This window comes from Streptomyces sp. NPDC012474, assembly GCF_042955185.1.
Lineage (GTDB): Bacteria > Actinomycetota > Actinomycetes > Streptomycetales > Streptomycetaceae > Streptomyces > Streptomyces cahuitamycinicus.
Genome location: NZ_JBIBEP010000007.1, coordinates 94235 through 107463 on the forward strand (window position 1 = coordinate 94235; position 13229 = coordinate 107463).

The window sequence follows — 13229 nt, forward strand, 5'->3', positions numbered from 1 at the left end:
AGCCCCCGACTTTCCGCCAGGTCTCAACTCGGATAAGACCCACGGCCAACCCTGTGTTCGATCTTGATCCGTCGGCGGGAAGTGGACTATACCTGTCGCACGCTTCACACGATCCGCACGTCACCACCCGCACTTTCCTGCACGACCCAGCTTGACCCGATCGCGGTGCCGGGAAGGATCCGGTTCACCGCCTGAGTCCTGGAGAAGGCGAGGACTTGAGCATGGGATCCACTTCCGCCGAGAACCACGGCACCGAGGGTGTCGGCCGCCGTGATCTGATCAAAAGGTCCGCCGCGCTCGGGCTGATCACCGTCCCCACCATGAGTTTCCTGTCCGCCTGCGCCTCCAGCGGCGGCGACGACACCGGTGACAAGGCCAAGGCCGGCAAGAAGACCGCGAAGAACCCGCTGGCCGTCAACGACACGGCCGGCATGGAATTCGTCCTGTTCGACGGCGGTTTCGGCAAGGAGTACGCCGAGGACGCCGTGAAGATCTACGAGAAGAACTTCCCCAAGGCCACGGTGAAGTTCTCCGCCACCCAGAAGATCCAGTCCACCCTCCAGCCCCGCTTCAACCAGGGCACCCCGCCGGACCTCATCGACAACTCCGGCGCCGAGCAGATGGACATGGGCGTCCTGGCCGGCAAGAACCAGCTCACCGACCTCACCCCGCTGCTGGACGCGCCCTCCTACGACGACCCGGCCAAGAAGGTCCGTGACACGCTGCGCCCCGGCATCGTGGAGATGGGCCAGCTCGACGGCGACCCGGTCTGGATCATGTACTACGCCTACACGGTGTACGGCGTCTGGTACTCGCAGAAGGCACTGGACTCGCTCGACGCCACCTATCCCGAGACCTGGGACCAGATGCTCGCCGTCTGTGCGAAGGCCAAGAAGAAGGGCATGGCGGGCTGGACGTACGCGGGCAAATACCCGTACTACCTCCCCTTCTCGCTCTACCCGATGATCGGCAAGGTCGGCGGCCGCGAGGTCCTCGACGCGATCGACAACCTGGAGCCGAACGCCTGGAGGCACCCGGCCGTCAAGGCCTGCTTCGAGGCGTACTACGAGCTCTACAAGAAGGGCTACGTCCTCAAGGGCACCCCGGGTCTGGACCACATCCAGTCGCAGACCGCCTGGGCCGAGGGCAAGGCACTGTTCATCCCGAACGGCTCCTGGGTGGAGAACGAGTCGGCCAACGTCATCCCCGAGGACTTCGATCTGGCCGTCTCCGCGCCCACCGGCCTCGACTCCTCCGACAAGATGCCCTTCGGCACCATCTGGGCCTCCGGCGGCGAGCCCTTCATCGTCCCGGCCAAGGCGAAGAACGCCGCCGGCGGCATGGAGCAGCTGCGCATCATGCTCAGCGAGGCATCCTCGAAGAACTTCACCGGCAAGGTGAAGTCGCTGACCGCGTACAACGGCGGCACCGACGGAATCACCCTCACCCCCGGTCTGAAATCCGGCGTCGCGGCGCTGGACAAGGCCGGCGAGAACGTGGTGAACCCCCGTCTCCAGGACTGGTACGTGCAGTTGCAGAAGGAGAAGATCGGCGTCTCCGGCCTGGGCGAGATGATGGCAGGCCGCCTGACTCCGGCCGAGGCCATCAAGAAGATCCAGGCCTTCGCCGACGAGACCGCCAAGGACGACTCCATCAAGCACTACAAGCACCAGTAACGGCACCGGAAAACCCAAATTCCGCACACGGCACCGGAGTGGCGATGCAGCACGGCAAGTACCGGTTCATCGTGGGCTTCCTGGCGTTGCCCCTCGGCCTGTACGCGCTTTTCGTGGTCTGGCCGTTCATCCAGTCCATCTATTACTCGTTCACGGACTGGACCGGCCTGAGCCCCGAATTCAAGATGGTCGGATTCGACAACTACGACCGGATGCTCGACGACGACATCTTCTGGAAGTCGTTGCAGCACAGCCTGCTGTTCGCCCTCCTGCTGCCGGTGGTGACGATCGGCCTCGCGCTGTTCTTCGCCTTCATGATCAATGTGGGCGGCAGAAAGAGAAAGAACGGCCCGGTCATCACCGGCGTCCGCGGCTCCTCCTTCTACAAGATCGTCTACTTCTTCCCGCAGGTCCTCTCGATCGCCATCGTCGCACTGCTGTTCGCGTTCGCGTACAACCCGGACAGCGGCGCGATCAACTCGCTGCTGCGCGGCATCGGCCTGGACGGCGTCCAGCCCCTGTGGCTCGGCGATCCCGACCTGGCCCTCTGGGCGGTGATGGCGGTCCTCGTCTGGTCCACGGTGGGCTTCTTCGTGGTCCTGTTCTCCGCGGGCATGGCCTCCATCCCCGCGGACATGTACGAGGCGGCCCTGCTGGACGGTGCCAACCGCTTCACCACGTTCTTCCGGATCACCCTGCCCCTCCTGTGGGACACGGTGCAGTCCGGCTGGGTCTACATGGGCATCCTCGCCCTGGGCGCCGAGTCGTTCGCGGTCGTGCAGATCATGACGACCGGGCCGGGCGGTCCCGACTACTCGACCACCGTCATGGTCCTGTACGTGTACCAGAAGGCGTTCCGTGACGGGCAGGCCGCCTACGCCACCACCATCGGTGTCGCCCTGCTCGTCGTCACGCTGGCCTTCGCCGCCGTGGTGATGCGGCTGGGCCGTCGCGAGCGGCTGGAGTACTGACCGATGAAGACGACCGAAACCCCCGCGCCGCTCCCGGCCGAGTCCGGGGCCCCGATCACCAAGACGGACATCGAGCCGCCGCCGCCCGTGAAGGAGAAGAAAGAGGGCACGGTCCTCAACGTCTTCTCCCACGGTGTCCTGGTCATCTGGGCGTTCATGGTGGTCATGCCGCTGCTGTGGGCGGTCATGACGTCCTTCAAGGACGACCGCTCGATCTTCAGCTCCCCCTGGTCGCTGCCGGACTCCCTGCACTTCGACAACTGGTCGCGGGCATGGACCCAGGCCAACATGAGCGACTACTTCCTCAACACGGTCCTCGTGGTGGGCGGCTCACTCGTCGGCACCCTGGTCCTCGGCTCGATGGCGGCCTACGTCCTGGCCCGCTTCGACTTCCCGGGCAACCGTTTCATCTACTACCTGTTCATCGGCGGCATGAGCTTCCCGATCATGCTCGCGCTGGTCCCGCTGTTCTACGTCGTGAACAACATGGGCCTGCTGAACACCATCCACGGCCTGATCCTGGTCTACATCGCCTACTCGCTGCCGTTCACGGTGTTCTTCCTGACGGCGTTCTTCCGCACGCTGCCGACGTCGATCGCCGAGGCGGCGTTCGTGGACGGGGCCTCACACAGCCGCACGTTCTTCCAGATCATGCTCCCCATGGCCAAGCCGGGCCTGATCAGCGTCGGCATCTTCAACTTCCTGGGCCAGTGGAACCAGTACATGCTGCCGACGGTCCTCAACACCGACCCGGACAAGCGGGTCCTCACGCAGGGCCTGGTGCAGCTGGCGGTCAGCCAGGGGTACAAGGGCGACTGGTCGGGCCTGTTCGCGGGGCTCGTCATGGCGATGCTGCCGGTGCTTGCGGCGTACATCGTCTTCCAGCGGCAGGTGGTGCAGGGGCTTACCGCGGGGGCGCTGAAGTAGCCAGGGCCGGTACCACAACCGCCGGGTGGGTCCGCAGCCCGGCGCAGCGGGGTGCCTCCCCCAAGCTCTCCGAGCAGGGGGGACCCCCAGCGCCCATCCTCCCCCAAGCTCTCGGCTTCGCTCGAGCAGGGGAACCCCCATCGCCTCCAGCGGCACGCATGCCCGCAGCGGGGGCGGCCCGCACCCGCGCACGGCGAGAAGGGGACGTGTCGGGGGTGTCCGCCCGCAGCGGTTGGCGCGTCAACGGACAGTCAGTCGGTACGCGACCCCATCGCGCCGTTCCGAGGACGGACACCTCCCCGGCGCGACCCCGACCCACCACCCGGCGTCAGGCGAAGGCGCGCACCCCCCGAACAGCCGCAGGCCCCGCAGGCCCTCCAGGCAGAAAGCGCGTACCCCCACATAGCGCTCCGCGACGACCCGCACACACCGCGGAATCAGTTCAACCTCTTGACGGGAGGCAACCCGAACGGCTCAGCTTAGAGTTCACTAGTTGGACATAGACGGGGTCTCATCGAAGCGGCCCCGTGCGCAGGAGGTCGTCGTGGAGACTCCGGGGTCGCAGTCATCGCTGCACCGAGCCAACCTGGAGCGGGTCGTACGAGCCGTGCGCCTGGCGGGTTCCCTCACCCAAGCCGAGATCGCGCGGACGACAGGCCTGTCCGCGGCGACGGTCTCCAACATCGTCCGGGAGTTGAAGGAGGGCGGCACCGTCGAGGTCACACCGACCTCCGCCGGCGGCCGCCGGGCCCGCAGTGTGTCCCTGAGCGGCGACGCCGGCATCGTCATCGGCGTCGACTTCGGCCACACCCACCTCCGCGTCGCGGTCGGCAACCTCGCCCACCAGGTCCTGGCGGAGGAGTCCGAGCCCCTCGACGTCGACGCCTCGTCCACCCAGGGCTTCGACCGCGCGGAACAGCTGGTCACGCGCCTGATCGAAGCCACCGGCGTCGACCGTTCCAAGATCGCCGGCGTCGGCCTCGGCGTCCCGGGCCCCATCGACGTCGAATCCGGCACTCTGGGCTCGACGGCCATCCTCCCCGGCTGGTCCGGCACCAAGCCCGCCGAGGAGCTCCGCGGCCGCCTCGGCGTCCCCGTGCACGTGGACAACGACGCCAACCTCGGCGCCCTCGGCGAGATGGTCTGGGGCAGCGGCCGGGGCGTGCGTGACCTGGCCTACATCAAGGTTGCCAGCGGCGTCGGCGCCGGTCTGGTGATCAACGGCAAGATCTATCGCGGCCCCGGCGGCACCGCAGGAGAAATCGGGCATATTACACTCGACGAGTCCGGCCCCGTCTGCCGTTGCGGAAACCGCGGCTGCCTGGAGACCTTCGCGGCCGCGCGCTACGTGCTCCCGCTCCTCCAGTCCAGTCACGGCACCGACCTGACCATGGAAGGCGTCGTGCGGCTCGCGCGGGACGGAGACCCGGGCTGCCGTCGGGTGATCGCCGACGTCGGCCGCCACATCGGCAGTGGAGTGGCCAATCTCTGCAACCTGCTGAACCCGAGCCGCGTGGTCCTCGGCGGTGATCTCGCCGAGGCCGGTGAGCTGGTGCTCGGGCCCATCCGGGAGTCCGTCGGCCGCTACGCCATCCCCAGCGCGGCACGCCAGTTGTCCGTTCTCCCCGGTGCCCTCGGCGGCCGTGCTGAAGTGCTCGGAGCGCTCGCCCTCGCCCTCAGCGAGATGGGCGATTCGACCCTTTTGGACGGGACGGCTACAGGCACACTGCAGGCGGTGGCTCCTGCCTTCACTTAGAGAACGGATGGCACCGTTGCCATCTCGTTAAGGATTTACTTCTTGACGTCGCACGTGCGGCCGAGTTGACTTCCAGCCACCTCGGCCGCAATGTCGCGGCCTCGTCAGGGAGGTTTCTGAAGTGAACACGCGTATGCGTCGCGCCGCTGTCGCTATTGCCGCCGGTGCGATGGCTGTTTCGCTTGCTGCCTGTGGCAGCGCCAAGGAGTCGGGCGACAACGCCGACTCCACCGGGTCCGCCAAGAAGGGCGACGACATCAAGGTCGGCCTGCTCCTTCCCGAGAACGCGACCGCCCGTTACGAGAAGTTCGACCGCCCCCTCATCGAGGAGAAGGTCAAGGAGCTCACCAACGGCAAGGGCGAGGTCGTCTACGCCAACGCCAAGCAGGACGCCAGCACGCAGAACCAGCAGGTCGACACGATGGTGACCAACAAGGTCGACGTGCTGATCGTGGACGCGGTGGACTCCAAGGCCATCGCCGGCTCGGTGAAGAAGGCCAAGGACGCAAACATCCCCGTCGTCGCCTACGACCGCCTGGCCGAGGGCCCGATCGACGCCTACACCTCGTTCGACAACGAGACCGTCGGCAAGACCCAGGGTGAGGCCCTGCTGAAGGCCCTGGGCGACAAGGCCAAGGACGGCCAGATCGTCATGATGAACGGGTCCTCCACCGACCCGAACGCCGCCCAGTTCAAGAAGGGCGCGCACTCCGTGCTCGACGGCAAGGTGAAGATCGGCCGCGAGTACGACACCAAGGAGTGGAAGCCGGAGAACGCCAACTCCAACATGGAGGGCGCCATCTCCGCCCTCGGCAAGGACAAGATCGTCGGCGTCTACTCCGCCAACGACGGCATGGCGGGCGGCATCATCACCGCCCTGAAGGCCGCCGGCATCGCCGACATCCCGGTCACCGGCCAGGACGCCGAGCTCGCGGGTGTGCAGCGCATCGTCACCGGTGAGCAGTACATGAGCGTCTACAAGCCCTACCCGCAGGAGGCGGAAGTCGCGGCCGAGATGGCCGTCGCCCTTGCCCAGGGCAAGTCGCTCGACTCGATCGCCAAGGACAAGGTCGACAGCCCGACCACCAAGGCCATCCCCTCCGTCCTCGTCCCGGTCGTCTCGCTGACCAAGGACAACATCAAGGACACCGTCATCAAGGACGGCATCTACACCGTCAACGAGATCTGCACGGGCAAGTACAAGGCCGCCTGCGACAAGATCGGCCTCAACTAAGAAGCCGCCGGGTCCCCCGCGGGGCACGGGAGTCCGAGCCGGACTCCCGTGACTCCGTGCGGGGACAGGTCGCCCCGAGTTCCTCCGGCGCCCCGCCACATCAGCCCCGCAAGCTACGCGGGGCGCCGGACGGATCACCCCTCCCACCCTTCTGCACAACCTCCCGCCGGGTCAGGCGGCGAAGGAGATGGTTCACGTGTCCGCTACGCCCGTGCTGGCGTTGCGCGGGGTCTCCAAGCGGTTCGGTGCCGTTCAGGCGCTCACCGACGTAGAGCTTGAGGTCCACGCCGGTGAGGTGGTCGCCCTGGTCGGCGACAACGGAGCCGGAAAGTCCACGCTGGTCAAGACGATCGCCGGCGTGCACCCCATCGATGAGGGCGTCATCGAATGGGACGGCAGGTCCGTCCAGATCAACAAGCCGCACGACGCCCAGAACCTGGGCATCGCGACCGTCTACCAGGACCTCGCGCTCTGCGACAACATCGACGTCGTCGGCAACCTCTACCTGGGCCGGGAGATCCGCAAGCGCGGCATCCTGGACGAGGTGGAGATGGAGCGGCGCTCCCGCGAGCTGCTCGACACGCTGTCGATCCGCATTCCCAGCGTGCGCATCCCGATCGCCTCGCTCTCCGGCGGTCAGCGCCAGACCGTGGCCATCGCCCGTTCCATGCTCGGCGAGCCCAAGCTGGTCATCCTCGACGAGCCCACCGCCGCCCTCGGCGTCGAGCAGACCGCGCAGGTCCTCGACCTGGTCGAGCGGCTGCGCGAGCGCGGCCACGCCGTGATCCTCATCAGCCACAACATGGCCGATGTGAAGGCCGTCGCGGACAAGGTCGCCGTGCTGCGCCTCGGCCGCAACAACGGCGTCTTCGAGGTCAAGTCGACCTCGCAGGAAGAGATCATCTCCGCCATCACCGGCGCCACCGACAACGCCGTGACCCGCCGTGCGGCGCGCACGAACGGGGAGGTTTCCAAGTGAGCATCGACAAGACCTCCGCGGCTCCGGACGACCACGTCGTGGAGAACCCCGAGGCGGCCAAGGCCGCCGTCACGGTGGTCGACCCCCGGCTGCTGGTGCGTGAGCAGGGACTCAAGGGCTACGTCAGCGAGTTCAAGCGGAAGATGAAGTCCGGCGACCTGGGCTCCATCCCGGTCGTCATCGGCCTCGCGATCATCTGGCTCATCTTCACGAGCCTGAACTCCAACTTCCTCACCGCGGGCAACCTGTCCGACATGTCCGTCGCCATGGTCGGCACCGGCATGATCGCCGTCGGCATCGTGTTCGTGCTGCTGCTCGGCGAGATCGACCTGTCGGTCGGCTCGGTCTCTGGTGTGGCGGGCGCGAGTTTCGCGGTGCTGAACGTCACCAACGGCATGAACGAGTGGCTCGCCTTCGTGCTGGCCATCCTCACCGGCACAGTCGCCGGCGCGCTGCACGGCTTCTTCTTCGCGAAGATCGGCGTACCCGCCTTCGCCGTCACCCTGGCCGGTCTGCTGTTCTGGAACGGCTTCATGCTCCAGATCCTCGGCGACAACGGCACCATCAACCTCGACCCGGACGGGGTCGTGGCCCAGCTGACCAGCTACTACTTCTCCGACGTGGCCGCCGCCTACGCTCTGGCCGCGGTGGTGACCGCCGGATTCTTCATCAGCTCCTTCCTCGGCAACCGGCGCCGCGAGGCCGCCGGCGTGCCGTCGCGGCCGCTGAGCGAGACCATCGTGCGGACCGTGCTGCTGGCGGTGCTCGCGTTCACCGTCGCCATCGTCTTCAACCAGTACAAGGGCCTGCCGCTCGCCGTGGTGATCTTCATCGCGGTGCTGCTGGTCACGGACTTCGTGCTGCGCCGCACGGCGTACGGCCGGAAGGTGTTCGCGCTCGGCGGCAGCGTCGAGGCGTCCCGCCGGGCCGGCATCAACGTGGAGATGGTCCGGATCTCGGTGTTCGCGATCTCCGGCACCTTCGCAGCGGTGGGCGGCCTGTTCATCGCCTCGAAGATCGCGGCGGCCAACCAGGGCGCCGGCGGCGGTGACCTGCTGATGAACGCGATCGCCGCGGCGGTCATCGGCGGCACGTCGCTGTTCGGCGGCCGTGGACGCACCTGGAACGCGCTGCTCGGCGTCCTGGTGATCGTGTCGATCCAGTACGGCCTCGCCCTGGAGGGCATCGCCTCCCCGGTGCAGTACATGATCACCGGTGGTGTGCTGTTGGCCACGGTCGTCATCGACGCCGTCACCCGCAAGACGCAGAAGACCGCAGGGCGCGCGTAGCGCCGAGGAACACCTCCCGTGCCCGGTACCTCCCAGGTACCGGGCACAGGTGTGTCGTAGGTGTGGCACAACATGGGTACAGCCGAACGCGTGACGTACGACGCAGAGCCTCGGCGCCGCCCGCGAAGGCGGAACATTAGACTCGACAAGCCCGGCAACAGCTCTACTGCAAGGAGGCACGGGTGCCGCTGCTGACCCGTATCAGGGGACCGCGCGATCTGGACCGGCTCAACCTGGAGGAGCTGAACCAGCTGGCGGAGGAGATCCGGAGCTTCCTTGTCGAAGCGGTCTCCAAGACCGGCGGTCACCTCGGCCCCAACCTCGGCGTGGTGGAGCTCACCATCGCCCTGCACCGGGTCTTCGACTCGCCCCGGGACAAGGTGCTCTGGGACACCGGCCACCAGTCCTATGTCCACAAGCTGCTCACCGGCCGTCAGGACTTCTCGAAGCTGAAGATGAAGGGCGGCCTGTCCGGCTACCCCTCACAGGCCGAGTCCGAGCACGACGTCATCGAGAACTCGCACGCCTCGACCGTCCTCGGCTGGGCCGACGGCATCGCCAAGGCCAACCAGATCCTGGAGCGCGACGACCACGTCGTGGCCGTGATCGGTGACGGCGCGCTGACCGGCGGTATGGCCTGGGAGGCTCTGAACAACATCGCCGACGCCAAGGACCGTCCGCTCGTCATCGTCGTCAACGACAACGAGCGGTCCTACGCGCCGACCATCGGCGGCCTCGCCAACCACCTGGCGACGCTGCGCACCACCGACGGCTACGAGCGGTTCCTCGCCCGCACCAAGGAGGTCCTGGAGCGCACCCCCGTCGTCGGACGGCCGCTTTACGACACCCTGCACGGCGCGAAGAAGGGGCTGAAGGACTTCATCGCCCCGCAGGGCATGTTCGAGGACCTCGGCCTGAAGTACGTCGGGCCGATCGACGGACACGACCTGGAGGCCCTGGAGTCCGCGCTCGCCAAGGCCAAACGGTTCGGCGGGCCGGTCATCGTGCACTGCCTCACCGAGAAGGGCCGCGGCTACCAGCCCGCCCTCCAGGACGAGGCGGACCGCTTCCACGCCGTCGGCAAGATCCACCCCGACACGGGCCTGCCGATCGCCAGCTCCGGCGCCGACTGGACGTCCGTCTTCGGCGAGGAGATGGTCAAGCTCGGCGAGGAGCGCGAGGACATCGTCGCCATCACGGCCGCCATGCTCCAGCCGGTGGGCCTGGACAAGTTCGCCAAACGCTTCCCCAAGCGGGTCTACGACGTCGGAATCGCCGAGCAGCACGGCGCCGTCTCCGCGGCCGGCCTGGCCACCGGCGGCGTGCACCCGGTGTTCGCCGTGTACGCCACGTTCCTCAACCGGGCCTTCGACCAGGTGCTGATGGACGTGGCCCTGCACAAGTGCGGGGTCACCTTCGTCCTCGACCGGGCAGGGGTCACCGGCACCGACGGGGCCTCCCACAACGGCATGTGGGACATGTCGATCCTGCAGGTCGTGCCGGGGCTGCGGCTGGCCGCGCCGCGCGACGCCGACCAGGTGCGCGCCCAACTGCGCGAGGCCGTCGCCGTCGACGACGCGCCGACCGTGGTCCGCTTCTCCAAGGGCGCCGTGGGCCCCGCCGTGCCGGCCCTGCGCCGCGTCGGCGGCATGGACGTCCTGCGCGAGCCGGGTACCGACCGGCCGGACGTGCTGCTGGTCTCCGTCGGCGCCCTCGCGCCGATGTGCCTGGAGATCGCCGGCCTGCTCGACAAGCAGGGCATCTCCACGACCGTCGTCGACCCGCGCTGGGTCAAGCCCGTCGACGAGGCCATGGCCCCGCTCGCCGAGCAGCACCGCGTGGTCGTCACCGTCGAGGACAACAGCCGCGTCGGCGGCGTCGGCTCGGTGATCGCGCAGGCGCTGCGCGACGCGGGCGTCGATGTGCCGCTGCGGGACTTCGGCATCCCGCCGCGCTTCCTCGACCACGCCTCCCGTGCCGAGGTTCTCGCCGAGATCGGACTGACCGCACCGGACATCGCCCGTCAGGTGACCGGGCTGGTCGCCAAGCTCGACGGACGCTACGAGCGGTCCACGGTGGACTCCGTGGAGCCCGCGCGCGACTGACGCCCACCCGGTACCGCTGAATGGGCCGGTTTCACCCCCGTCAAGGGTGGTGAAACCGGCCCATTGGCGTGAATCCACCCCCGTCGGGGCATACGGATGGTGCCCCCTCTCGATCATGTCGAGGACGACAAGCGTGGGAGGTACCCCGTGAGCAGTACCCTCTTCCGGACGAAGAAGGTCGAGCAGTCCATCCTCGACACCGAGGAGCCAGAGCACGCGCTCAAGAAGTCCTTGTCAGCGCTGGATCTGACCGTCTTCGGCGTCGGTGTGATCATCGGTACCGGCATCTTCGTCCTCACCGGGACCGTCGCCAAGGACAACGCCGGGCCCGCGACGGCTCTGGCGTTCGTGGCGGCCGGCGTCGCGTGCGCCCTGGCCGCCCTGTGTTACGCCGAGTTCGCGTCCACGGTCCCGGTCGCCGGGTCCGCCTACACGTTCTCGTACGCCTCCCTCGGTGAACTGCCCGCCTGGACCATCGGCTGGGACCTGGTTCTGGAGTTCGCACTCGGTACGGCGGTGGTGGCCGTCGGCTGGTCCGGCTACATCCAGTCGCTCATGGACAACGCGGGCTGGGCGATGCCCGCGGGCCTGGGCAGCCGCGAGGGCGCCGACGCTTTCGGCTTCGACATCCTCGCCGCCGCGCTCGTCCTCGTCCTGACCGGCATCCTCGTGCTCGGCATGAAGCTGTCCGCGCGGATCACGTCCATCGTCGTGGCCATCAAGGTGACGGTCGTCCTCGTCGTGATCATCGCGGGCGCGTTCCTCATCAAGGGTGCCAACTACGACCCCTTCATCCCGAAGGAGCAGCCCGTGGAGGCCGGGGCGAGTCTCGACTCCCCGCTGATCCAGCTCATGTTCGGCTGGGCGCCCTCCAACTTCGGCGTGATGGGCATCTTCACCGCCGCCTCGGTCGTGTTCTTCGCCTTCATCGGCTTCGACGTCGTGGCCACGGCCGCCGAGGAGACCAAGAACCCGCAGCGTGACATGCCGCGCGGCATCCTCGGCTCCCTCCTGATCTGCACGACGCTGTACGTCCTCGTCTCGATCGTCGTCACCGGCATGCAGCACTACAGCGAGCTGTCCGTCGACGCGCCGCTCGCCGACGCGTTCAAGGCCACCGGGCATCCGTGGTTCGCGGGCTTCATCAGCTTCGGTGCCGCGGTCGGCCTGACGACGGTCTGCATGATCCTTCTGCTCGGCCAGACCCGGGTGTTCTTCGCGATGAGCCGGGACGGGCTGCTGCCGCGGTTCTTCTCGCGCGTCCACCCGCGGTTCAAGACGCCGCACCGGCCGACGATCCTGCTCGGCGTGATCATCGCGATCCTCGCCGGGTTCACCCCGCTGACCGAGCTCGCCGCGCTGGTGAACATCGGCACGCTGTTCGCCTTCGTGGTCGTCGCCATCGGCGTGATCATCCTCCGCAAGTCCCGCCCCGACCTGCCCCGGGCCTTCCGCACCCCCTGGGTGCCGGTCATCCCGATCCTGTCGGTCTGCGCGTCCCTGTGGTTGATGATCAACCTGCCCGCCGAGACGTGGGTCCGCTTCGCCATCTGGATGGCCGCCGGCTTCCTCGTCTACTTCCTGTACGGCCGCTCCCACAGCCGCCTCGCACGCCGCGAGTCGGGGGAGGAGCAGCCGAGCGTGGGTGGTGGCACGCCGTAAGCGGCTGCGGCTGCGGGGCGGCGGTCTGTGCGGCTTCGGTGGGGGTGCGCGCCTGCGCCTTCTCGTCGGGGGCGGGTAGGGGCCGCGCCGGGGGTGTCCCTCCTCGGAACGGCGCGATGGGGTTGCGTTCCGACTGACTGTCCGTTGACGCGCCAACCGCTGCGGGCGGACACCCCGGCACGTCCCTTCTCGCCGTGCGCGGGTGCGGGCCGCCCGGGCTGCCCCGACCCCGCCGCCCCGCACCTACGGACGAACAGACCGTGGCCCCGCCACCTCCGCTCCCAGCTCCCCGACCCGTCGCCGTAGCTCCCGGTCCGCCGTGATCACCAGGACGGAACGGTCACCGGCGGACGCGACGACCTCGACGATGTGATCGTCCCCACTGCCCGGCGCCGACGACACCCGCACGCCGGGCACGGACTCCACCCCCCGTGCCGCCCCCTCCACCACCAGGACGATCTCCACCGGGCCCGAGACGGCGGGGACGCCCTCCGACGCCAGCCGGTCGCGCAGCCGTTCCGCCGCACCCCGGCGGTCCCGCCACCAGCCGTCCGGCACCGACCCGACGACGTTGGCCGCGTCGACGACGACCAGGACAGGCGTGTTGGCGTTCATGTGGCCAGGTTCGCA

10 protein-coding genes are annotated in these 13229 nt (G+C 68.1%); 9 read left to right on the forward strand and 1 reads right to left on the reverse strand.

The genetic code is table 11. From position 1 onward, the window contains the following. The first annotated feature begins 221 nt into the window (after positions 1–221). From ngcE to ACFY9S_RS17665, 9 genes are all read left to right on the forward strand, one after another. A complete protein-coding gene (ngcE, locus tag ACFY9S_RS17625; RefSeq protein ID WP_391129000.1) occupies positions 222–1676 on the forward strand; it encodes an N-acetylglucosamine/diacetylchitobiose ABC transporter substrate-binding protein in 1455 nt (484 codons plus the stop codon). A 44-nt stretch (positions 1677–1720) separates the two neighbouring features. Further along, positions 1721–2647 carry an ABC transporter permease subunit gene (locus ACFY9S_RS17630; protein ID WP_391129003.1) on the forward strand — a complete coding sequence of 309 codons (927 nt, stop codon included), beginning with the start codon at positions 1721–1723 and terminating at the stop codon, positions 2645–2647. 3 nt (positions 2648–2650) lie between these two features. Continuing rightward, the gene (locus ACFY9S_RS17635) at positions 2651–3574 is read left to right on the forward strand and encodes an ABC transporter permease subunit (protein ID WP_391129006.1); all 924 of its coding nucleotides are present in this window, start codon (positions 2651–2653) and stop codon (positions 3572–3574) included. Between the two features lie 544 nt (positions 3575–4118). Then, positions 4119–5330 carry an ROK family protein gene (locus tag ACFY9S_RS17640; protein WP_391129009.1) on the forward strand — a complete coding sequence of 404 codons (1212 nt, stop codon included), beginning with the start codon at positions 4119–4121 and terminating at the stop codon, positions 5328–5330. Positions 5331–5463: 133 nt separating this feature from the next. Next, complete coding sequence (locus tag ACFY9S_RS17645; protein WP_391129574.1) at positions 5464–6564, forward strand: substrate-binding domain-containing protein; 1101 nt, start codon at positions 5464–5466, stop codon at positions 6562–6564. Positions 6565–6751: 187 nt separating this feature from the next. Then, a complete protein-coding gene (locus ACFY9S_RS17650) occupies positions 6752–7543 on the forward strand; it encodes an ATP-binding cassette domain-containing protein (RefSeq protein WP_031134513.1) in 792 nt (263 codons plus the stop codon). Then, positions 7540–8832 (forward strand): sugar ABC transporter permease, encoded by a 1293-nt coding sequence (locus tag ACFY9S_RS17655; RefSeq protein WP_391129013.1) that lies wholly within the window; start codon positions 7540–7542, stop codon positions 8830–8832. Before ACFY9S_RS17650 ends, ACFY9S_RS17655 begins: the two co-directional genes overlap by 4 nt. 182 nt (positions 8833–9014) lie before the next feature. Beyond that, entirely contained in the window at positions 9015–10937 is a 1923-nt protein-coding gene (dxs, locus tag ACFY9S_RS17660; RefSeq protein ID WP_391129016.1) for a 1-deoxy-D-xylulose-5-phosphate synthase, read from the forward strand. Positions 10938–11084: 147 nt separating this feature from the next. Beyond that, positions 11085–12599, forward strand: a complete 1515-nt coding sequence (locus ACFY9S_RS17665) for an amino acid permease (protein ID WP_391129019.1) — start codon at positions 11085–11087, stop codon at positions 12597–12599. Between the two features lie 243 nt (positions 12600–12842). Here ACFY9S_RS17665 and ACFY9S_RS17670 read toward each other — a convergent pair whose 3' ends face one another. Further along, the gene (locus tag ACFY9S_RS17670; RefSeq protein WP_388248041.1) at positions 12843–13214 is read right to left on the reverse strand and encodes an NTP pyrophosphohydrolase; all 372 of its coding nucleotides are present in this window, start codon (positions 13212–13214) and stop codon (positions 12843–12845) included. Between the last annotated feature and the right edge of the window lie 15 nt (positions 13215–13229).

What these genes read in the sequence shown, in the direction of transcription:
- ACFY9S_RS17645 (WP_391129574.1), top strand. Translation starts at nt 5,464, where the DNA reads ATGCGTCGCGCCGCTGTCGCTATTGCCGCCGGTGCGATGGCTGTTTCG.
- ACFY9S_RS17630 (WP_391129003.1), top strand. Translation starts at nt 1,721, where the DNA reads ATGCAGCACGGCAAGTACCGGTTCATCGTGGGCTTCCTGGCGTTGCCC.
- ngcE (WP_391129000.1), top strand. Translation starts at nt 222, where the DNA reads ATGGGATCCACTTCCGCCGAGAACCACGGCACCGAGGGTGTCGGCCGC.
- ACFY9S_RS17650 (WP_031134513.1), top strand. Translation starts at nt 6,752, where the DNA reads ATGGTTCACGTGTCCGCTACGCCCGTGCTGGCGTTGCGCGGGGTCTCC.
- ACFY9S_RS17635 (WP_391129006.1), top strand. Translation starts at nt 2,651, where the DNA reads ATGAAGACGACCGAAACCCCCGCGCCGCTCCCGGCCGAGTCCGGGGCC.
- ACFY9S_RS17670 (WP_388248041.1), bottom strand. Translation starts at nt 13,214, where the DNA reads ATGAACGCCAACACGCCTGTCCTGGTCGTCGTCGACGCGGCCAACGTC.